Source organism: Streptomyces sp. YKOK-I1 (genome assembly GCF_054660435.1).
Map to the genome: position 1 here is coordinate 7,736,899 of NZ_BAAGDR010000001.1, position 21,890 is coordinate 7,758,788.

Sequence of the window (21,890 nt, forward strand, 5' to 3'; positions counted from 1 at the left end):
CGATGAAGACGAGCGAACCGACGACCGAACCCCCGGCTCCCGTCCCGGTGACCGTCACGAAGGCGGACGGGCGCCCCGGCCGGCCGGACCCGGCCCGCAGGTCCGAGGGCCGGGTCCTGAACGTCTTCTCGCACGGCCTGCTTCTCCTGTGGGCCGTGATGGTCGTACTGCCGCTGCTGTGGGCGGTGATGACCTCCTTCAAGGACGACCGGTCCATCTTCTCCTCGCCCTGGGCGCTGCCCCGCACCCTGCACCTCGACAACTGGTCACGGGCCTGGACCGAGGCCAACATGAGCGGCTACTTCCTCAACACCGTTCTGGTGGTGGGCGGTTCGCTCCTCGGCACCCTGGTCCTCGGCTCCATGGCGGCCTATGTCCTCGCCCGCTTCGACTTCCCCGGCAACCGGTTCATCTACTACCTGTTCATCGGGGGCATGAGCTTCCCCGTCATGCTGGCGCTGGTCCCGCTGTTCTACGTGGTGAACAACATGGGGCTGCTCAACACCCTGCACGGCCTGATCCTGGTCTACATCGCCTACTCGCTGCCGTTCACCGTGTTCTTCCTGACGGCGTTCTTCCGCACCCTGCCCGCCTCGGTGGCGGAGGCCGCGTTCGTCGACGGCGCCTCGCACACCCGGATCTTCTTCCAGATCATGCTGCCCATGGCGAAGCCCGGCCTGATCAGCGTGGGCATCTTCAACTTCCTCGGCCAGTGGAACCAGTACATGCTGCCCACGGTCCTCAACACCGACCCCGACAAACGGGTCCTCACCCAGGGGCTCGTCCAGCTGGCGGTCAGTCAGGGCTACAAGGGGGACTGGTCGGGACTCTTCGCCGGCCTGGTCATGGCCATGCTCCCGGTGCTCGCGGCGTACGTCGTCTTCCAGCGGCAGGTGGTGCAGGGGTTGACAGCAGGCGCCCTGAAGTAAACCCGGCGTCTTCATGCGGCGTACACGGACCTCCGGTGCGCGTGTTGTCGTGTACGCCGCTTTTCACTGACTGTCCCCCCTTTTGATCACCACGCTCCGAAGTCCTTCACACCCGGAATGCCACTTTCCGCAACGCCCCGCAGCCACCCCCGCACACCCCGCGACGCTCTCTCGGGTGAGCGCGGGTCTGCTTGTTCGAGCGTGCGGATACTGTTCAACCTCTTGACGGGAGTGGACCCGAACGGCTCAGCTTAGAGTTCACTAGTTGGACATAGACGGGACCTCATCGAAGCGGTCCCGCGCGCAGGAGGTCGTCGTGGAGACTCCGGGGTCGCAGTCGTCGCTGCATCGGGCCAACCTGGAGCGGGTCGTACGCGCCGTGCGGCTGGCCGGGTCCCTGACGCAGGCCGAGATCGCCCGGACGACGGGGCTGTCCGCCGCGACCGTCTCCAACATCGTGCGCGAGCTCAAGGACGGCGGAACCGTCGAGGTCACGCCCACGTCGGCGGGCGGACGCAGGGCGCGGAGTGTATCGCTCAGCGGGGACGCCGGCATTGTCATCGGGGTGGATTTCGGCCACACCCATCTACGCGTCGCGCTCGGCAATCTCGCCCATCAGGTGCTCGCCGAGGAGTCCGAGCCGCTGGATGTGGACGCCTCCTCGACGCAGGGCTTCGACCGGGCGGAACAGCTGGTCATGCGGCTGATCGAGGCGACCGGCGTGGACCACTCGAAGATCGCGGGAGTGGGGCTCGGCGTGCCCGGCCCGATCGAGCTGGAGTCCGGCACCCTCGGCTCCTCGGCCATCCTCCCCGGCTGGATCGGCACCAGACCCGCCGAGGAGCTCAGAGGCCGCCTCGGTGTGCCCGTGCACGTGGACAACGACGCCAACCTCGGCGCCCTCGGTGAGCTGGTCTGGGGCAGTGGCCGGGGCGTTCGTGATCTTGCTTACATCAAGGTCGCGAGCGGTGTGGGGGCCGGTCTGGTGATCGAGGGGAAGATCTATCGCGGCCCGGGTGGCACCGCAGGAGAAATCGGACATATTACACTCGATGAATCCGGCCCGGTCTGCCGCTGCGGCAACCGGGGCTGCCTGGAGACCTTCGCGGCCGCGCGCTATGTGCTGCCGTTGCTCCAGTCCAGCCACGGCACGGACCTCACGATGGAGGGCGTCGTGCGGCTGGCCAGGGGCGGAGACCCGGGCTGCCGTCGCGTGATCGCCGACGTCGGCCGCCATATCGGCAGTGGAGTCGCCAATCTCTGCAACCTGCTGAACCCGAGCCGGGTGGTCCTGGGCGGTGATCTCGCCGAGGCCGGTGAGCTGGTGCTCGGTCCCATCAGAGAGTCCGTCGGCCGCTATGCGATCCCCAGTGCGGCGCGTCAACTTTCCGTTCTCCCGGGGGCGCTTGGCGGTCGTGCCGAGGTGCTCGGAGCACTCGCTCTCGCGCTCAGCGAGATGGGTGATTCGACCCTTTTGGACGGTACCCTGTCCAGCGCGACACCTGCCTTCACTTAGAGAACGAATGACGCCGTTGCCATCTCGTTAAGTATTTACTTCTTGACGTCGAACTTGCGGCCGAGTTGACTTCGAGCCACCTCGGCCGCAGCGTTGCGGCCCTGTCAGGGAGGCACACCCCAAAATGAACGCAACGATGCGTAGAGTCGTGATCGGCGCCACCGCCGTGTCCATGGCGCTGTCGATTGCCGCGTGCGGCAAGGCCGGCGACGACAAGGACAAGGACTCTGGCAGCAGCTCGGACAGCAAGTCCATCGGTCTGCTGCTCCCCGACAACGTCACCGCGCGCTACGAGAAGTTCGACCGGCCGTACTTCGACGCGAAGGTCAAGGAGCTCTGCTCCGACTGTGACGTGCAGTACGCGAACGCCGCGGCCGACCCGGCCAAGCAGGCCCAGCAGATGAGCTCCATGGTGACCAAGGGCGTGAAGGTCATCGTGATCTCCGCCCAGGACTCCGCCGCCATCAAGTCCTCCATCCAGTCCGCGGTGGACAAGGGCGTCAAGGTCGTCGCGTACGACCGCCTCGCCCAGGGCCCGGTCAGCGCGTACGTCTCCTTCGACAACGAGAAGGTCGGCCAGCTCCAGGGCGAGGCCCTGCTCGCCGCCCTCGGCTCCAAGGCGACCACGAAGTCCAAGATCGTCATGATCAACGGTGACGACGCCGACCCGAACGCCGCCCAGTTCAAGGCCGGTGCCCACAAGGCCCTCGACGGCAAGGTCACCATCGCCTACGAGCAGTCCGGCCTGTGGAAGGACACCGTCGCCGCCCAGAAGATGTCCGCGGCGATCACCCAGCTGGGCGCCAAGAACATCGCGGGCGTCTACGCCGCCAACGACGGCATGGCCGGTGGCATCGCCAACACCCTCAAGGGTGCGAAGATCAGCGGCATCCCGCTGACCGGCCAGGACGCCGAGCTCGCCGCCATCCAGCGGATCGTCGCCGGCACCCAGTCCTCCACGGTCTACAAGGCCTACAAGCCCGAGGCCGACACCGCCGCCGAGCTCGCGGTCAACCTGCTCGAGGGCAAGGACATCAAGTCCCTCGCCGACACCTCGGTGACCAGCGGCTCCGGCGACAAGGTCCAGGCCAAGCTGCTGACCCCGGTGTCCGTCACGGTGGACAACATCAAGGACACGGTCGTCAAGGACGGTCTGTACACGGTCGCGGACATCTGCACCGCCGACTACGCCGCCGCCTGCAAGAAGGCCGGCCTGGAGTAGTCGCGCGCACCCCGCGCGACCCGGCCCGAGTCCCGTCGAGGGGCTCGGGCCCAGACCGCCGAGCGGTCCCGCGAGACCCCGCCGACGCCTGCCCCACCTTCACACCCCGCTGCCGGGGCGGGCGTCGGACGGAACCGTTGCCAAGCGCGACGGATTCGCGCATGTTCATCTTGTAAACCTCGTGCGTACCGCGGCCCCGCGCCGCCCCTCGCACGTCCCTCCGCGCACTACCCCAAGCGCGGCATCCCCGCCGGTCAGGCGGCGAAGGAGATGGTTCACGTGTCCGCTACGCCCGTGCTGGCGTTGCGCGGAGTCTCCAAGCGATTCGGTGCGGTCCAGGCCCTCACCGATGTCGATCTGGAGGTTCACGCCGGAGAAGTGGTCGCCCTGGTGGGCGACAACGGCGCAGGAAAGTCGACCCTGGTCAAGACGATCGCGGGTGTCCACCCCATCGATGAGGGCGTCATCGAGTGGGAGGGCAAGCCGGTCAGCATCACCAAGCCGCACGACGCCCAGGGTCTCGGCGTCGCGACGGTCTACCAGGACCTCGCGCTCTGCGACAACCTCGACGTCGTGGGCAACCTCTACCTCGGCCGCGAGCTGCTGCACCGGGGCGTCATCGACGAGGTGACGATGGAGAAGAACGCCCGCGAACTGCTGTCCACGCTCTCCATCCGGATCCCGAGCGTGCGCATCCCGATCGCGAGCCTCTCCGGCGGTCAGCGCCAGGTCGTCGCCATCGCCCGCGCCCTGATCGGCGAGCCCAAGGTCGTCATCCTCGACGAGCCCACCGCCGCCCTCGGCGTCGAGCAGACCGCGCAGGTCCTCGACCTGGTCGAGCGGCTGCGCGAGCGCAACCTCGGCGTCATCCTGATCAGCCACAACATGGCCGACGTCAAGGCGGTCGCCGACACCGTCGCCGTCCTGCGCCTGGGCAAGAACAACGGCTCCTTCCCGGTGAAGGACACCAGCCACGAAGAGATCATCGCCGCGATCACGGGTGCCACGGACAACGCCGTGACCCGTCGTGCGGAGCGGCGCACCGCGGAGGCGGCACAGTGAGCGACACGTCGAAGACCGTGAAGAGCGACTCCCCGGAGCCGGAGAAGTCCGGTACGGCCACCAAGGTCGACACGACCGAGGGTTTCGCCGCGACGCAGGACACCGTCGCCCCCGCCGACGACCCGACGGCCGCTCCGGTCGCCGTCGTCGACCCGCGGCTGCTGGTCCGTGAAGAGGGCCTCAAGGGCTACCTCACCGAGTTCAAGCGCAAGGTCAAGGGCGGCGAGCTCGGCTCGCTGCCGGTCGTCATCGGTCTGATCGTCATCTGGACGATCTTCCAGACGCAGAACGACCGCTTCCTCAGCGCCGACAACCTCTCGAACATCAGCTACTTCATGTCGGCCACCGGCATGCTGGCCATCGGCCTGGTGTTCGTCCTGCTGCTCGGCGAGATCGACCTGTCGGTCGGTTCGGTCAGCGGTCTGTCCTCCACCCTGTTCGCCGTGTTCGCGGTGAACCACGGGGTGAACCCCTGGCTGGCGCTGGTGCTCGCGGTGATCACCGGTGTCGCCATCGGTTCGCTCCAGGGCTGGTTCTTCGCCAAGGTCGGCGTGCCGGCGTTCGTCGTCACCCTGGCCGGCTTCCTCGGCTGGAACGGCCTCATGCTGTGGCTGCTCGGCGACAGCGGCACGATCAACATCCCGTCCGACACCGGTCCGGTCCATCTGCTCGGCCAGAGCTCCTTCTTCATGGACCAGGCCATCATCGGCGCCTACCTGCTGGCCGGCCTCGCCGTCGTGCTGTCCCTCGTCGGCAACTTCAACGAGCAGCGCCGCCGCAGGGCCGCGGGTGTGCCGTTCCGGCCGACCAGCGAGATCCTGCTGCGCGTGGGCGCCCTCGCCGTGGCGGCCTTCGTCTCCGCCGCCGTCCTGAACGACGCGGCCGGTGTCTCCAACGCCCTGGTGATCTTCCTCGCGGCGCTGGTGGTCGTCGACTTCGTGCTCCGCCGTACCACCTACGGCCGTCAGGTCTTCGCGGTCGGCGGCGGCATCGAGGCCGCGCGCCGTGCCGGTATCAACGTGCCGATGGTCCGGATCACCGTGTTCGCCATCTCCGGCGGCTTCGCGGCGATCGGCGGTATGTTCTTCGCCGGCCAGACCGCGAGCGCGACGCTGTCCGCCGGTGGCGGCAACACGCTGATGCTCGCCATCGCGGCGGCCGTCATCGGTGGCACCAGCCTCTTCGGTGGCCGTGGTTCCGTGTGGTCGGCACTGCTGGGCATGCTCGTCATCCAGTCCATCCAGACCGGTCTGGACCTGCTGAACATGAACACCTCGATCCAGTACATGATCACCGGTGGCGTTCTGCTGGGCGCCGTCGTGATCGACTCCGTGTCCCGTAAGTCCCAGAAGGCCGCGGGTCGCGGATAGCGCCTCTCGCCGTACGGGGTGCGGTGGGACTGCGGCTGACTCCGCCGTCGCGGCCTGTCGCGCCCACGCGGCGGAGCCGCATGTAGATACAGCCCCGCGCCCCTTCCGGTATCCGAATGTGCCCGGCACCTCACCGTGCCGGGCATAGTCGTGTCATAGGCCGGGTCGCGGAACATTAGACTCGACTGGCCCGGCAACAGCTCGAACAGCGTTTACTGCAAGGAGGCACGGGTGCCGCTGCTGACCCGCATCAGGGGACCGCGCGATCTGGACCGGCTCAGCCCGGAGGAGCTGGACCAGCTGGCGGAGGAGATCCGGACCTTCCTGGTCGATGCCGTGTCCAAGACCGGTGGCCACCTCGGCCCCAACCTCGGCGTGGTCGAGCTCACCATCGCGCTGCACCGGGTCTTCGAGTCCCCCAAGGACAAGATCCTGTGGGACACCGGCCACCAGTCCTACGTGCACAAGCTGCTCACCGGCCGGCAGGACTTCTCCCGGCTCAAGATGAAGGGCGGCCTGTCCGGCTACCCCTCGCAGGCCGAGTCCGAGCACGACGTCATCGAGAACAGCCACGCCTCCACGGTCCTCGGCTGGGCCGACGGCATCGCCAAGGGCAACGAGATCCTCGACCGCGACAGCCATGTCGTGGCGGTCATCGGCGACGGCGCCCTCACCGGCGGCATGGCCTGGGAGGCGCTCAACAACATCGCCGACGCCAAGGACCGTCCGCTGGTCATCGTCGTCAACGACAACGAGCGCTCGTACGCGCCGACCATCGGCGGCCTCGCCAACCACCTCGCGACCCTGCGCACCACCGACGGCTACGAGCGGTTCCTGGCCCGCGGCAAGGACCTCCTGGAGCGCACCCCCGTCGTCGGCAAGCCCCTGTTCGACACCCTGCACGGCGCCAAGAAGGGACTGAAGGACTTCATCGCGCCCCAGGGCATGTTCGAGGACCTCGGTCTGAAGTACGTCGGCCCGATCGACGGCCACGACCTGGAGGCCCTGGAGTCCGCGCTGGCCAAGGCGAAGCGCTTCGGCGGCCCCGTGATCGTGCACTGCCTCACCGAGAAGGGCCGCGGCTACCAGCCCGCCCTCCAGGACGAGGCCGACCGCTTCCACGCCGTCGGCAAGATCCACCCCGACACCGGTCTGCCCATCGCCTCCTCCGGCGCCGACTGGACCTCCGTGTTCGGCGAGGAGATGGTCAGGCTCGGCGAGGAGCGCCAGGACGTCGTCGCCATCACCGCGGCCATGCTCCAGCCCGTCGGGCTCGACAAGTTCGCCAAGCGCTTCCCGGAGCGGGTCTACGACGTCGGCATCGCCGAGCAGCACGGCGCCGTCTCCGCCGCGGGCCTCGCCCACGCCGGCGTGCACCCCGTCTTCGCGGTCTACGCCACCTTCCTCAACCGCGCCTTCGACCAGGTGCTGATGGACGTGGCCCTGCACAAGTGCGGTGTCACGTTCGTCCTGGACCGGGCGGGTGTCACCGGCACCGACGGCGCCTCCCACAACGGCATGTGGGACATGTCGATCCTCCAGGTCGTCCCCGGCCTCAGGCTCGCCGCACCGCGCGACGCCGACCAGGTCCGCGCCCAGCTCCGCGAGGCCGTCGCCGTCGACGACGCGCCGACGGTCGTACGGTTCTCCAAGGGCGCCGTCGGCCCCGCCGTCCCCGCCGTGGGACGCGTGGGCGGCATGGACGTGCTGCGCGAGCCGGGCACCGACACGCCCGACGTGCTGCTCGTCTCCGTGGGCGCCCTCGCCCCGATGTGCCTGGAGATCGCCGGCCTGCTCGACCGGCAGGGCATCTCCACCACCGTCGTCGACCCGCGCTGGGTCAAGCCCGTCGACGAGGCCATGGCGCCGCTCGCCGAGCAGCACCGGGTGGTCGTCACCGTCGAGGACAACAGCCGCGTCGGCGGAGTCGGCTCGGCCGTCGCCCAGGCCCTGCGCGACGCGGGCGTGGACGTCCCGCTGCGCGACTTCGGCATCCCGCCCCGCTTCCTCGACCACGCCTCCCGTGCCGAGGTCATGGCCGAGATCGGGCTGACCGCCCCCGACATCGCCCGCCAGGTCACCGGACTCGTCGCCAAGCTGGACGGCAGGTACGGCACCCAGGCCGCCGAGGTGGACTCCGTGGAGCCCGCCCGCGACTGACACCCGCCGGGGGCAACCCGACACGCCCGGATGGGCCGGTTCCACCACTGCGAAGAGTGGTGAAACCGGCCCATTCGCGTTAACCCGCCCGTGCCGGGGCATACGACCTAGGCCCCCTCTCGATCATGTCGAGGACGACACAGCGTGGGAGGTACCCCGTGAGCAGCACCCTCTTCCGGACGAAGAGAGTCGAGCAGTCCATCCTCGACACCGAGGAACCCGAGCACGCGCTCAAGAAATCCTTGTCCGCACTGGATCTGACCGTCTTCGGCGTCGGCGTCATCATCGGCACCGGCATCTTCGTCCTGACCGGCACGGTCGCCAAGAACAACGCCGGACCCGCCGTCGCCCTGGCCTTCGTCGCGGCCGGGGTGGCCTGCGCGCTCGCCGCGCTCTGCTACGCCGAGTTCGCCTCCACCGTCCCGGTGGCCGGCTCGGCGTACACCTTCTCGTACGCCTCCCTCGGTGAACTGCCCGCCTGGATCATCGGCTGGGACCTGGTCCTGGAGTTCGCGCTCGGTACGGCGGTGGTGGCCGTCGGCTGGTCCGGGTACATCGCCTCGCTGCTCGACAACGCCGGCTGGCATCTGCCGGCGTCGCTCAGCGGGCGCGAGGGGGCGGACGGCTTCGGCTTCGACATCCTCGCCGCCGCGCTCGTCCTGCTGCTCACGACGATCCTCGTGATCGGCACCAAACTCTCCGCGCGGCTGACCTCGATCGTCGTCGCCATCAAGGTGACCGTCGTGCTGACCGTGATCATCGCGGGCGCCTTCTTCATCCACGGCGAGAACTACGACCCGTTCATCCCGAAGGCCCAGACGGTGGAGGCGGGCAACAACCTCCAGGCGCCGCTCATCCAGCTGATGTTCGGCTGGGCGCCGTCCAACTTCGGCGTGATGGGCATCTTCACCGCCGCCTCCGTGGTGTTCTTCGCGTTCATCGGCTTCGACGTGGTCGCGACGGCCGCCGAGGAGACCAAGAACCCGCAGCGCGACATGCCGCGCGGCATCCTCGGCTCCCTGATCATCTGCACCGTCCTGTACGTCGCCGTGTCGATCGTCGTCACCGGGATGGAGCACTACAGCAAGCTGTCCGTGAGCGCCCCGCTCGCCGACGCGTTCAAGCACACCGGACACCCCTGGTACGCGGGCTTCATCAGCTTCGGCGCCGCCGTCGGCCTGACCACCGTCTGCATGATCCTGCTCCTCGGCCAGACCCGGGTGTTCTTCGCGATGAGCCGCGACGGACTGCTGCCGCGCTTCTTCTCCCACGTCCACCCGCGCTTCAAGACCCCGCACCGGCCGACCATCCTGCTCGGTGTGCTGATCGCGATCCTGGCCGGCTTCACCAGCCTCAGCGAGCTGGCCGAACTGGTGAACATCGGCACGCTCTTCGCGTTCGTCGTCGTCGCGATCGGCGTGATCATCCTGCGCCGCACCCGCCCCGACCTGCCGCGCGCCTTCCGCACCCCCTGGGTGCCGGTCGTCCCGATCCTTTCGGTGTGCGCCTCGCTGTGGCTGATGCTCAACCTGCCCACCGAGACCTGGCTCCGGTTCGGCATCTGGATGGTCGTCGGCTTCTTCGTCTACTTCCTCTACGGCCGCACGCACAGCCGCCTCGGACGCCATGAGGAGACGACGGCCGACGAGGTGCGCGGGGGAGGGGAGACGGCCTGAGCCTCCTTCAGGAGGCGTCCGCCGGACCCCGTACCGCACGAGGGCCCGTCACCTCGGCGCCGAGGTCCGTCACCCGGCGGCGCAGCGCGCGGTCGGCGGTGACGACCAGACGGGGGCGGCCGTCGGCCCGGGCGACCAGGCCGACGATGTGGTCGTCCCCGCTGCCGGCCGCCGACTCCACCCGAACCCCCGCCACCGGCTCCACCCCGCGCGCCGCGCCCTCCACGACGAGCACGATCTCCACGGGCCCGGCGTGCCCCGGCAGCCCGTCCGCGGCCAGCCGGTCCCGCAGCCGCTCCGCGGCGCCCCGCCGGTCCCGCCACCAGCCGTCGGGCACCGACCCGACCACGTTCGCGCCGTCGACGATCACGAGCAGGGCGGGGCTGTCGTCCGCGGGGGCGTCCAGGGCGTCCATGGGACCAGCGTCCCACGGACGCCCCGGCCACCGGCCCGGCGGGAGTGGCGGGGAAGCCGCCGACATAAAGTGAACGGGTGAACGGCGACTGGCTCATGCGCGGCCGCGACGGGCGGCTCAGTGTCTATCTGACGTCCGACGACGCCGTCCTGTGCCGCGCGGAACGCGCACCGGGCGGGCCCTGGGACGGCCCGCGCCGGGTCGGCGGCGACCAGCGGCTGCACCCCGTGCTCGCCGTCGGCCAGGGCGCCGACGGCTACGCGCATCTGGTGTCCTGGCGCCCGACCGTGAAGACCGAGGCGAGCCTGGTGCACTCCGTCCACTACCGGCCGCTGCTCGCCCCGCTGGACTGGGCGCCCGTCGGCCACCCGGACCGGCGGGGCGTCCGCACCGGGCCGCCGGCCGTCGCGGTGGACGCCGAGGGACGCGCCCATGTCTTCGTCCGGGGCGGGGCCGCCGGGCTCGGCATGCTCGCCCAGAAGGAGAAGGGCGGCTGGGAGCCCTGGCGGGATCTCGGGGGCAAGGGCGTCGAGGGGCCGCCCGTCGCGGTGACGGGGGAGTCGGGACGGATCGAGGTGTACGCGGCCGTCCCCGGCGGGATCCTGCACTGGCGTCAGGAGGAGGCCGGCGGGCCGCCCGTACTGGAGGAGGCACTGGAGGCGCCGGTCCGCCCCGGCACCCTGCGGGCCCTCGCCACCTCGGCCGAGCACACCACCCTCTACTACACGGACGACTCCGGCGAGGTGTGGGCCTGGCGTCCCGGCGGCAAACCGGCCCCGCTGCTCGCCGCCGCCGGGTCCGGTCCGGTCGCCGCGATCCGCTGCGCACTCGACGGCCACGACTGCACCCTGCTCGCCCAGCGCTCGGCGAGCGGCCGGGTCGCCTTCGCCGCCTACCCCACCGAACAGGAGTCGGCGGGCGCCTGGTGGGCGGAGTCCGGCCCCCGGCTGGACCCGGACGCCGAGGTGGCACTGGCCGTGGACCACGAGGACCGCGTGGTCGCCGCCACCCTGTCCCCGTCGACCGGCCGCCTCCTGCTCAGCCGCCGCAAGGACGAGCCGGTGCTCGCGCTGACGGCGTGGCAGGAGGTCTGACCCACCGTCACCTTTGCCGGAGGCGTGGCGTCGGCGGTCAGGAACTCCCGCCGGTGGCCGGGGACTTCTTCGCGGACTCCGGGATCTCGGCGTCGGAGCGGACCGCCTTCCACAGGGTGGAGGCCTGGGGCTCGGCGGCTACGACCCGGTTCGGGTCGACCTTGTCGTACGCCACCGGGAGCATGATCGTCTCCATGGTCGACGGGTCGACCCCGTTGAGGCTGCGGCCGAACTCCGACAGCTTGGTGAGCGAGGCGAGACCGGAGTCGGTGGTGAGGGCCGCGGTGAGCTGGTCGGCGATCTTGTAGGCCTTGGCGGGACTGCCCAGCAGGTCCTGCTTCTTGATCTCGCTCAGCAGGGCGAGCATGAACTGCTGCTGGAGTCCGATGCGGCCGAGGTCACTGCCGTCGCCGATGCCGTGCCGGGTCCGGACGAACTGCAGGGCCTGCGTCCCGTCCAGCCGGTGGGTGCCCGCGGTCAGGTCGAGGCCGCTGGAGGTGTCGTGGATGTCCTGGTCGACGGTGACCGTCACCCCGCCGATCGCGTCCACCAGCCCCTTGAAGCCCGCGAAGTCGACCTCGACGTAGTGGTCCATGCGGACCCCGGACATCTGCTCCACCGTCTTGACCACGCAGGCCGGACCGACCTGCGAGTAGACGGAGTTGAACATCACGCGCTTCGCGGTCGCCACCGTCGAGCCGTCGGACTTGGTGCACTCGGGCCGGGTCACCAGGGTGTCGCGCGGGATGCTGATGGCGACGGCCTCGGTGCGGCCCTCGGGGATGTGCATCACCAGCGCGGTGTCGGAGCGGGCGCCCGCGACCTTGCCGGTGTTCAGCGCGGCGTTCGCCCCGGCACGCGAGTCCGACCCCAGGATCAGGATGTTCTGGCCGGAGGTCGGGAGCTTCTCCGGCCGGTCGTCGCCGATCGCCCGGTCGATGTCGACGCCCTTGAGGTTGCCGTCGAGGTCCCGGTAGAGCCAGTACGCGGTGCCGGCGCCGGCCACGAGGAGGAGGGTCAGCGCGAGCAGGATCCACCGGCCGGTCCGGCGTCGGCGGCGGGGGGCGCCGCCGCCCGGGGAGGGCGATGTGCTCGGGCTCTCGACGGCTGGGGTCGTCATACGGGTCGGTGTCCTCGTGCTTCTGGGATGACTTTCTCGGATCCGGGCAGGCGTGCACCCGGGCGTTCGGAAGACCGGCGACCCCCGTCGGCCGTTGTACGACAGTGATCCACATCACGTGAATGCCCTGGTGGGCCGGGGTGGGTGAGGGTGGCCTCCCGGCCGGTCTCCCCGCCGGTCTCCCGGCCGGTCTTCCCGCCGGGCCGTCCGGCCGGTGGCTCGGAGCAGTGTAGGGACCATGCATATGATGTGAGAATTCCAGCCACCCGGCGTCACGGGTCGGCCATGTCGTCAGGAGGCCGTGATGCCGGTGCGGGGTCGGTCCGCGCGCGCCGCGACCCGGCGCGGTTCCGCCGTGCCGGTGGCCGCTGCCGCCGCCGTGCCGCCTGCGGCCGTGACCGGCACGGCCACGGGCACCTGGCTCACCCTCGGCAGGGACGGCCGGCTCACCGCGTACGCGCCCGCTCGCGGCGGACTGCTGCGCTGGACCGAGGCCCGGCCCGGCGGCCCCGGCTGGTCGGGACCGGACCTCGTGGAGGTCCGCGGCCTCACCCATCTCGCGATCGTCCAGGGGGCGGACGCCTACGTCCACTTCCTGGGCCGGCGGGAACGCCCGCACGGGGACGGGGCCGTCGAGGTGGACGTCGTCCACGCGATCCAGTATCAGAGCGGACGGCCCGTCACGGAGTGGCGCTCCCTGGGCAATCCGCACCCCGAGCCGGACCGTGCGCGGCGTTTCGGCGCCCCGGCGGGTGCCGTGGCCTCCGACGGAACCGTGCATGTGTTCGCGCCCAACGCGGGTGGCGGGCTGATGATGCGCCGGGAGGGCAGGGGCGGCCGCTGGGAGCCCTGGGCCGATCTGCGCGGCACGGACGTGCGGGACGGGCTCACCGCGGCGGCGACCTCGGACGGCCGGGTCGAGGTGTTCGCCCCGGCCGGGGGCGCCGCCCTGCACTGGTTCCAGCCCGAGCCCGCCGCCGACCCGCAGCGCTCGCACGACGTACGGCCCGCCCCGGCGCCGGGATCCGTCGCCGCGCTGGAGACCGCGCCCGGCCGGCTCACGTACTTCTGGACCGACCCGGTCGGCGGCGGGCTGGTCGGCCACCGGCGCGGCGGCTGGTCCGTCCCGCTGGGCGGCACTCCGGGGGACGGGGCCAACGCCGTGCTGCGCACCGTGCTCGACGGCCACGACTGCACGGTGATCGCCCACCGCGGCGCGTCCGGCACCGTCCTGGTCGGGGTCTGCGCCACGGAGGCCGAGTCCTCCGGCCTGTGGTGGACGGACACCGGCCTGCCCTGTGCGGGCGATCCGGCCCTGGCTCACGACGGCCACGGCCGGGTGGTGGTCGCGGCCTTCGATCCCGGCGGGACCCTGCGCCTTGCCCGCCAGATTTCCGGACCGGGGCTGGTCCTCGGGGAACCGGCGCCGGTGTGAGGCCGGGGGAAACCGATTACCGCCGGACCGTCGATTACTGCTGGACAGCCCGTGGAACAGGTGGAAACATCATGACTGATCAGTAAATCTTCGGTAATCCTTTGCTGTTCATCAGGTGAACGGGGGGTGCCGGTCTCGTGCGCGAGCCGGCCTCGGACGTGGAAAGTGCGGAAGTACAGGTGAGCCTCAACAACCCCGAGGCGAGCGCGCTCGTGTCGACATATCGATCTTTGGTGCCGCTGGGGGCGCGGCGCCGGATCGTGCGACGGGTTCCCCACCCGCTGCGTTCCTCGGTGAAGCGTTCCCTGGCCTCCGCCGACGCCGTCCGTTCCGCCGTGGTCGTCCGGGCACTCGGCGGACAGGGCCGGGGAGGCCGGCGTACCGGCGCGGGGATCCGGGTCGTCCGGGTGGCCGGCAAGCACGTCCGGGCCGTGGAGGTCCCCGGGGCCACCGCGTGGGCCGCCCGGGCCCGCAATCTGCACATCCTCGTCTCCGTGCTGGAGGAGGCGGGCATCGACTACTTCTGTGTGCGCGGTCATGGCTCGCTCACCCCGAGCGTCGCCGTGCCCGCCCGGCGGCGGGCCGAACTGGAGGCGCTGCTGCGGGTCGTCGGCGAGGAGGGTGCCGGATACGCCGGTCCCGTCTCCGGCGGACCGATGCGTCCCGGCGGCGCCGTCGCCACCTGGCGGGCCCTGCGCGGCCAGGACGTGGTGCGCGTGGCGTGGAACGTCTGCGACCCCAGCGGCCATCTGGTCTTCGGCCGGGAGTCCGGCTGCGACATCGAGTTCTGGGCGGAGCGCGACGGGCAGTTGGTCGCGCCGCGCCCCAACCGGGTGATGACCGAGGTGCCGCTGGACGCGGGCCGCTGCTGGGCGGAGCAGAAACGTTTCAGTGTCGTACCGGCCGTCTACTCCACCGGACACGCCCGCACCCTGCCGGAGTTCGTCGCCGCCCTGCCCGAGGACCACCTCTTCCCCATCGACGTCGTCTACACCTGGGTCGACGACTCCGACCCGGTCTGGCGGGCGAACCGCGACGCACTGCGCGGCCGGCACACCACCGCCTCCGGCGGCGCACTGCACGAGCAGGCGGCCAACGACGCCCGCTACACCAGCCGCGACGAACTGCGGTACTCCCTGCGCTCGATCCACCAGTACGCCCCCTGGGTGCGCACCATCTTCCTCGTCACCGCCGGCCAGGTGCCGTCCTGGCTGAACACCGGCTTCCCCGGCATCCGGGTGGTCGACCACCGGGAAATCTTCTCCGACCCCCACGCCCTGCCCACGTTCAACTCCCACGCCATCGAGAGCCAGTTGCACCACATCCGGGACCTCTCGGAGCACTTCCTCTACCTCAACGACGACGTTTTCTTCGGCCGCCCGGTCCAGCCCGGCCAGTTCTTCCACGCCAACGGACTCACCAAGTTCTTCCAGTCCAAGGCGCTGATCCCGTCCGGCCGGGCGGACACCGAGGACCTGCCCGTCAACGCGGCCGGCCGCAACAGCCGCGGACTGATCGCCCAGCAGTTCGGCACCGTCATCTCGCAGAAGATGAAACACACCCCGCACGCCCTGCGCCGCAGCGTCCTCACCGAGATAGAGCAGATCTACGCCAAGGCCCACCGGGTGACCCAGCACTCCCGCTTCCGCTCGCCCAGCGACGTGCCGATCGCCTCCTCGCTGCACCACTACTACGCCTACCACTCGGCCCGCGCCACGGTCGGCGACATCCGCTACGTGTACGTCGACCTCGCCGACGCCCTCGCCCAGCGGCGACTGGACAACCTGCTCGCCCGCCGCAACTTCGACACCTTCTGTATGAACGACACGGTCACGGCGGCCGATCCCGACGCCCAGAGCCGGATGGTGAAGAACTTCCTGGAGGCCTACTTCCCCGTGCTCAGCCCCTTCGAGAAGGACTCCGGCATCCAGCTGCCGGACGACCCGCACCCCGCCCCGCAGCACCCCCGCGCCGACGGGCGCGCGACCGGACCGGGGCGCCTCGGCCGATGACCTCCAGAACCCCCACCCCCGCACCCGAGCGCGGCGGGGCGGCCAGGCTGCGCGGCCGGGCCGTCGCCCTGCGTGAACGCGTCATGCTCGGCCTGTTCGTCCCGCTGCGCGCGAAACGCACCGCCCGGCTGCGCTACGCCGCCATCCTCGACGGCCAGACCGTGAACCTGCACGCGGCGCTGCCGCCGTCCGCCGGCCGTCCCGACCGCGCCGAGATCGTGCTGCTCCGACGCGGCAGCCGCCACCTCGCCGAGGCCCGCGTCCACACCGGCCCCGACGGCGAGGCCCTGGTCGACGCCGCGATCCTGCTGGGCGCCGAGGTCGGCGGCGTCCCCGTCGGCACCGGCCGCTGGCGGCTGCGGCTGCGCGTCCACTCCGGACGCAGACGCCGCACCCTGTCCCTGCTGCTCCTGAAGCCGCCGACGCCGTACGAGGGCCCCACCAAGCCGATGGAGGCCTCCCCGGTGACGGGGGAGCGGCACCGGCTCGGCCGCTCCGTGCGCGGCAGCGCCCGCCTGGTCAGCACCGGTGCGCGCGCCGCCGTGGAGGTGGCCAAGGTGCACCTCGGCCACGCCGGGGTCACCGTCGACTTCCGGGTCCTCGGCACCCGCGCCGAGGACCCCCGGGCCGAGTTCGTCGCCTCCGGACGCCGGATCGAACAGCCCGTCACCCCGCTCGGCGCCGGCGTCTACCGCGTCGACGTCCCCCTGGACCGGATGCCGCCGCGCGGCACCCGCCCCGAGCACTGGGACGTCGTCCTGACCGACCGCACCGGGCACGCCCGACGCCTCGGCCGCCGGCTGCACGACGTCCGCAACCCCCTGCGCGTCTTCGCGATGCGCGCCCTGGCCATCACCCCCCAGGGCCACCCGCCCCTGATCGTCCAACCGCGCTACACCCCCGCAGGAAACCTCCGCATCACCTGCACGCGCATGCCCGAGGCAGGCTGACCACAGATATGAAGATCACGTTCCTGCTGACCACGGCCGACGCCGTCGGCGGTACCGAACGCGCGGTGTACAACCAGGCCTCCGAACTCGCCGCCCGGCACGACGTACGGGTGCTCAGCGTCTTCAAGAGCAAGCGCGAGCAGTTCTTCACCCCGCACGAACGGGTCCGCGTCGACTACCTCGTCGACCTCACCGCACCCGCCCCCCGCCCACTGCGCCCCACCGCCGTCGACGACACCGTCTGGACGGGCCTCGCCGCCCAGCCCAGCCAGATCGTCGACCGCGACTGGGAACCCGCCTTCAACCGGCTCTCCGACCTCGAACTCGGACTCGCCCTCCAGGACACCGACACCGACGTCCTGGTCACCACCACCCCCGCCCTGATGGCCCTGGCCGTCCACCTGGCCCCGGCCCAGGTGATCACCGTCCACCAGGAGCACCGGGTCTCCGAACTGCGCGGCGCCAGCGGTGAGCCGCTGCGCCGGTACGCCGCCCGGCTGGACTGCCTCGCCGTGCTCAGCGAGCGCACCCGGGACTGGTTCGCCGAGACCCTAGGGGACGCCGCGCCTCGGCTGGAGGTCGTGCCCAACGCCCTGCCCGGCGGCTTCCGGCCCCGCTCCACCCTCCAGACCCGCACGGTGGTCATCGCCGGCCGGCTCGTAGCCGAGAAGCAGATCGACCACGCCGTCACCGCCTGGGCCACGGTCGCCCGGTACCACCCGGACTGGCAGCTGCGGATCTTCGGCGACGGACCCCTCAGCGGAGCCCTGCGCCGGCAGATCGACATGCTCGGACTGCACGACTGCGTCCAGCTCAACGGCAACTCCCGGCATCTGGCCGAGGAGTGGGCCAAGGCCAGCATCGCCACCCTCACCTCCCGCAACGAGGCCTTCGGGCTGGTCCTCGCCGAGGCCCAGGCCGCCGGTGTGCCGGTGGTCTCCTACGACTCGCCCAACGGCCCGCGCGAGGTCGTCATCGACGGCGAGACCGGCATCCTCGTCCCGCCCGGCGACACCGACGCCCTCGCCTCGGCGCTGCTGCTGCTCATCCAGGACGCCGAACTGCGCGCCCGGATGGGCGCCGCGGCCCTGGCCTCGGTGAACCGCTTCTCGCCCACCGTGGTCACCGCCACCTGGGAGCGGATTCTGCATGAGCTGGCCGCCGAACGCGACACCGGCCGACGGGCCGTCGCCAAGGCCGAACGCCAGGCCCTGCACGCCTACTTCGGCGGCGCCGAGGGCATCGTGCCCGCCGCCGCCCCCGCCCCCGCCACCACCGTCCGCAGCTCCGACCAGCGCGCCCTGGAACAACGTCTGCTCCAGCGCCGCGAGTTCGTCAGCGACGGCGGCCAGATCTGCCGGCTCCTCGACTGGGAGTCCCCCTGGGACGTCGTCCAGCAGAACCTGGCCCTGGTGGCCAACGTGCTCGAAGGGGCCGACATCCCCTATCTCGTCGTACGCGACCATCTGGTACGGCACTCCGTCGCCGTGCACGCCGTGTACCGCGAGGCGGTCTTCAAGGCGCTCGCCGAGCGCCACCGCGACGACGCCGTGTACGCCGCCGTCCTCAACGAGAGCCAGAAGACGGTCGCGACGGTCCTCGCCGGCCTCGTCGCCCCCTACGCCGACACCCCGTCCTCGGGCATCCGCGTCTACCGGAACGTCGTCGCCCCCTCGCGCCTGCTGCGCCTGGGCGCCGTCTACGGCACCACGATCTCCTTCTGGGAGAACGACCCCGAGGACCCCGCCCACCTCCACGCCCCCGCCCGCACCCTGATCGGCGACCGGATCCCCAACGCGGCCATGCGCCGCTCCACCCTCACCCTCGCCGGCCGCCCCTATCCCACCATCGAGGCCTTCACCCAACGGCTGCACGCAGACGTCGACTTCCCCGTCGACGCCGTCTACACCTGGGTCGACGGCTCCGACGTCGCCTGGCTGGAGCGCAAGAACGCCGTGCTGGCCGCGCTGGGCCTGGACACCGAGGACGCGGCGACCAGCGCCGCCCGCTTCCGCGACCGCGACGAACTGCGCTACTCCCTGCGCTCGATCGACATGTACGCGCCCTGGATCCGGAACATCTACCTCGTCACCGACCGGCAGGTCCCGCACTGGCTGGACACCTCGCACCCGCGCGTCCGCGTGGTCGACCACAGCGAGATCTTCGGCGACCGGGGCGCGCTGCCGACGTACAACTCCCACGCCATCGAAAGCCAGTTGCACCACATCGAGGGCCTCGCCGAGCATTTCCTGTACTTCAACGACGATGTGTTCCTCGGCCGGACCGTGCGGCCGGACCTGTTCTTCCTCGGCAACGGCCAGGCCCGGCACTTCATGTCGCCCACCTCCGTGCCCATGGCACCGCCCGGCCCCGAGGACGAGTTCAACATCAGCGCCGCGAAGAACAACCGGGCCCTGATCCGTCACGACTTCGGGCAGACGCCCGTGCACTCCTTCCTGCACGCCCCGCACCCGCTGCGGCGCAGCGTCCTCGCCGACATCGAACAGCGCTACGGGCAGGCCGTGTCGGGCACCGCCGCCAGCCAGCTGCGCAGCCACGGCGATGTCTCCGTCGCCTCCTCGCTGCACCACTACGTCGGCTACCACACCCTGCGCAGCGTGCCCGGCAGCATCGCCTGCGGATTCGTCAACGTCGGCCTCGCCGAGCACGCCGCCCGGCTGAACCGGATCCTCGGCGTGCGCCCGCACGACGTGTTCTGCCTGAACGACTACCACGACGGAGACGTCCCCGAGGACGAGCAGGACGCCATCCTCGCCGCGTTCCTGCCCAGCTACTTCCCGGTCCCCAGCCAGTACGAGACCGGGTCCGTGCGCAACCAGCGCGCCCACGCCGGCTATCTGCCGGGATGGCCCCTGTGACCGCAAGGAGCGACAACATGACCAGCCCCGCGTCCGTACTGCAGGTCGTGGCCCACCCCGACGACGACCTGTACTTCATGAACCCGGCCGTCTTCCAGGGCCTCAAGGCCGGTGTCCGCACCACCACCGTCTACCTCACCGCCGGTGACGCGAACGGACTCAACCCCCGGCCCTGGCAGCAGGAACCCGCCGTCGAGGACCGGGCGGCCTACGGCAAGGCACGGCAGAACGGCATCAAGGCCGCCTACGCCGCCATGCTGCTCGGCGACCGCACCGCGGCCTGGAAGCCGGCCACCCTGTCCACGGCGGGCGGCGCCGTGGCCGAGGCCTACTCACTCGCCGACGCGCCCTGGGCGACCCTGGTCTTCCTCAACATCCGCCAGCACGGCACCCCGGAGGGCCCGCCGCGCAGCCTGCACGCGCTGTGGCACGAGGAGACCGAGCGGGTCCCCACCCTCGTCGTCGCCGGCGGCCTGGTGCACGAGCCGCACGCCTACACCCGCACGGGCCTGGTGGACACGCTGGTCCAGCTCATGGACCTGGTCCGGCCCACCCTGGTGCGCACCATGGACCCGGACCCCGACCGGCTGGTCCACGACGAGAAGCACCCCCAGCGGCACGACTTCGGCGACCTCTCCGACCACTGCGACCACACCGCGGCCGCGCTGTTCACCTGGCTGGCGCTCGACCACTACCAGGGCCCCGGCGAGAACCGCGCCTTCTCCGTGGAGTCCTACCGCGGCTACGCCAACGAGCGCTGGCCGCACAACCTGAGCCCTCAGGCGGTCTCCCTCAAGGAGTACTTCCTCAACGTCTACGGCGCCGCCGACGGCTACGACGGCGGGGACCCGGCCGGCAGCGGCGACTACGCCGTCGCCCTGAACGCCCGCTCCACGGGCTGGGTGCAGAGCACCGCCCCGCGCCATCCGTCCGGCGCGCCCTGGCTGCTCGCCGACCGGCGGGGCCGGCTCGCCGCGTTCGCCGTCGTCAACCAGCAGGCGGCGGTCTGGCTGGAGGCCCGGCCGGGCACCGACGAGTGGCGCGGCCCCTTCCTCCTCGGCGGCGGCCCCCTCGCCCCGGGCCTCGCCGTCGGCCTCACCCCGGACGGACGCTGGCAGGTGTTCGCCGAGCGGCTCTCGCATCTCGCGGCCGACGGCGCCCACACCCGGGAGATCGTCCTGCTCGAACAGGCCGAGCCCGACGGCGTGTTCCCCGGCTGGGTCACCCTCGGCAACCCCTCCGCCGGCGACCCGCAGCGCGACCGCCACCTCGGCACCCCGGCCGTCACCCGCGACGGCCGGGGCCGGCTGCACCTGTTCGTGCGCAACGCCGGGCAGGGCCTGCACACCCGGATCCAGGAGACCGACGGCTCCTGGGGCGACTGGACCGATCTGCGGGGGCACGAACTCCAGGAGGGCATCGCCGCCCTCACCGCCTCCAACGGCCATGTCGAGGTGTTCGCCGCCAGCAGGGAGGGCGTCTTCCACTGGGCGCAGGGCTCCCTCGACGCTCCGCTGAGCCGGGCGCCGCGGTTCCGGCTCACCGTGCCCGCCGGGCCCGCCGCGGCCGTGGTCCAGCCGACCGGCCAGGTCATGACGGTGTACCGGCAGCCCGGCACCGGACGGCTGCTCATGGCCCAGGAGGACGCCCCCGGCGGCCGCTGGGCCCAGCCCGCGGCCTCGATCGGGGGCCGCGGCGGCTTCGGCGCCGTCGCGCTGGCCGCCTCGCCGTCGCCCGCGGGCGGCACGCTGGTCGTCACCCGCGGCGACCTCGGCGGGGTGGCCCACCGCTTCCTGCCGGGCGACGGGACCTGGCGGGAACTGCCCACGACGGAGCTCGGCGGGACGATCGCCGGTGCCCCCGCGGCCGCCTTCGACGCCCTCGGCCGCGCCGTGATCGCGGTCCTGGGCACCGACGGCCGTCTCGCGGTGGCCCGTCAACTCGCCCCAGAGTCACCGGAGTTCGGACCGTGGACGGTCACGGGCTGACCAACTGAGGAGGGCCCCCGCCGTCCGGCGGGGGCCCTCCTCACTTCTGTACGACGCTCATG

At 71.3% G+C, this 21,890-nt stretch carries 15 protein-coding genes; 13 read left to right on the forward strand and 2 right to left on the reverse strand.

Features of this window, described 5'->3' with window-relative positions; translation table 11 throughout:
* Nucleotides 1–2 precede the first annotated feature (2 nt).
* The 7 genes from ACYQ8Q_RS34445 (at nt 3) to ACYQ8Q_RS34475 (ending at nt 9,935) form a co-directional block, all read left to right on the forward strand.
* Nucleotides 3–929: a carbohydrate ABC transporter permease gene (locus ACYQ8Q_RS34445; RefSeq protein ID WP_460070535.1), complete on the forward strand. Its 927-nt coding sequence runs from the start codon at nt 3–5 to the stop codon at nt 927–929.
* Nucleotides 930–1,245: 316 nt separating this feature from the next.
* Nucleotides 1,246–2,445: an ROK family transcriptional regulator gene (locus ACYQ8Q_RS34450; RefSeq protein ID WP_460070536.1), complete on the forward strand. Its 1,200-nt coding sequence runs from the start codon at nt 1,246–1,248 to the stop codon at nt 2,443–2,445.
* A gap of 136 nt (nt 2,446–2,581) precedes the next feature.
* A complete protein-coding gene (locus ACYQ8Q_RS34455) occupies nt 2,582–3,667 on the forward strand; it encodes a sugar ABC transporter substrate-binding protein (protein ID WP_460070537.1) in 1,086 nt (361 codons plus the stop codon).
* Between the two features lie 270 nt (nt 3,668–3,937).
* Nucleotides 3,938–4,729 (forward strand): ATP-binding cassette domain-containing protein, encoded by a 792-nt coding sequence (locus tag ACYQ8Q_RS34460; RefSeq protein WP_055634530.1) that lies wholly within the window; start codon nt 3,938–3,940, stop codon nt 4,727–4,729.
* Nucleotides 4,726–6,099 carry a sugar ABC transporter permease gene (locus ACYQ8Q_RS34465; protein ID WP_460070538.1) on the forward strand — a complete coding sequence of 458 codons (1,374 nt, stop codon included), beginning with the start codon at nt 4,726–4,728 and terminating at the stop codon, nt 6,097–6,099. The genes ACYQ8Q_RS34460 and ACYQ8Q_RS34465 overlap by 4 nt, the downstream gene beginning before the upstream one ends.
* A gap of 231 nt (nt 6,100–6,330) precedes the next feature.
* On the forward strand, nt 6,331–8,259 hold the full coding sequence (gene dxs, locus ACYQ8Q_RS34470) for a 1-deoxy-D-xylulose-5-phosphate synthase (protein ID WP_460070539.1): 1,929 nt from the start codon (nt 6,331–6,333) through the stop codon (nt 8,257–8,259).
* Nucleotides 8,260–8,417: 158 nt separating this feature from the next.
* Nucleotides 8,418–9,935 carry an amino acid permease gene (locus ACYQ8Q_RS34475; protein WP_460070540.1) on the forward strand — a complete coding sequence of 506 codons (1,518 nt, stop codon included), beginning with the start codon at nt 8,418–8,420 and terminating at the stop codon, nt 9,933–9,935.
* A gap of 7 nt (nt 9,936–9,942) precedes the next feature.
* Here the strand turns inward: ACYQ8Q_RS34475 and ACYQ8Q_RS34480 are convergent, their stop codons facing one another.
* Entirely contained in the window at nt 9,943–10,350 is a 408-nt protein-coding gene (locus ACYQ8Q_RS34480; protein WP_460070541.1) for a PIN domain-containing protein, read from the reverse strand.
* Between the two features lie 77 nt (nt 10,351–10,427).
* On the opposite strand from ACYQ8Q_RS34480, the gene ACYQ8Q_RS34485 reads away from it, so the two are divergent.
* Complete coding sequence (locus ACYQ8Q_RS34485; RefSeq protein ID WP_460070542.1) at nt 10,428–11,444, forward strand: PLL family lectin; 1,017 nt, start codon at nt 10,428–10,430, stop codon at nt 11,442–11,444.
* Nucleotides 11,445–11,481: 37 nt separating this feature from the next.
* Here the strand turns inward: ACYQ8Q_RS34485 and ACYQ8Q_RS34490 are convergent, their stop codons facing one another.
* Nucleotides 11,482–12,564, reverse strand: a complete 1,083-nt coding sequence (locus tag ACYQ8Q_RS34490) for an LCP family protein (protein ID WP_460070543.1) — start codon at nt 12,562–12,564, stop codon at nt 11,482–11,484.
* Between the two features lie 304 nt (nt 12,565–12,868).
* On the opposite strand from ACYQ8Q_RS34490, the gene ACYQ8Q_RS34495 reads away from it, so the two are divergent.
* The 5 genes from ACYQ8Q_RS34495 to ACYQ8Q_RS34515 all read left to right on the forward strand — a co-directional run bounded on the left by ACYQ8Q_RS34495 (nt 12,869) and on the right by ACYQ8Q_RS34515 (nt 21,828).
* The gene (locus ACYQ8Q_RS34495) at nt 12,869–13,999 is read left to right on the forward strand and encodes a PLL family lectin (protein WP_460070544.1); all 1,131 of its coding nucleotides are present in this window, start codon (nt 12,869–12,871) and stop codon (nt 13,997–13,999) included.
* A 179-nt stretch (nt 14,000–14,178) separates the two neighbouring features.
* Nucleotides 14,179–16,011: a stealth family protein gene (locus ACYQ8Q_RS34500; protein ID WP_460070545.1), complete on the forward strand. Its 1,833-nt coding sequence runs from the start codon at nt 14,179–14,181 to the stop codon at nt 16,009–16,011.
* Nucleotides 16,008–16,961 (forward strand): hypothetical protein, encoded by a 954-nt coding sequence (locus ACYQ8Q_RS34505; protein ID WP_460070546.1) that lies wholly within the window; start codon nt 16,008–16,010, stop codon nt 16,959–16,961. The genes ACYQ8Q_RS34500 and ACYQ8Q_RS34505 overlap by 4 nt, the downstream gene beginning before the upstream one ends.
* A gap of 8 nt (nt 16,962–16,969) precedes the next feature.
* On the forward strand, nt 16,970–19,840 hold the full coding sequence (locus tag ACYQ8Q_RS34510) for a stealth conserved region 3 domain-containing protein (RefSeq protein WP_460070547.1): 2,871 nt from the start codon (nt 16,970–16,972) through the stop codon (nt 19,838–19,840).
* Between the two features lie 17 nt (nt 19,841–19,857).
* Nucleotides 19,858–21,828 (forward strand): PIG-L family deacetylase, encoded by a 1,971-nt coding sequence (locus ACYQ8Q_RS34515; protein WP_460070548.1) that lies wholly within the window; start codon nt 19,858–19,860, stop codon nt 21,826–21,828.
* Nucleotides 21,829–21,890 lie beyond the last annotated feature (62 nt).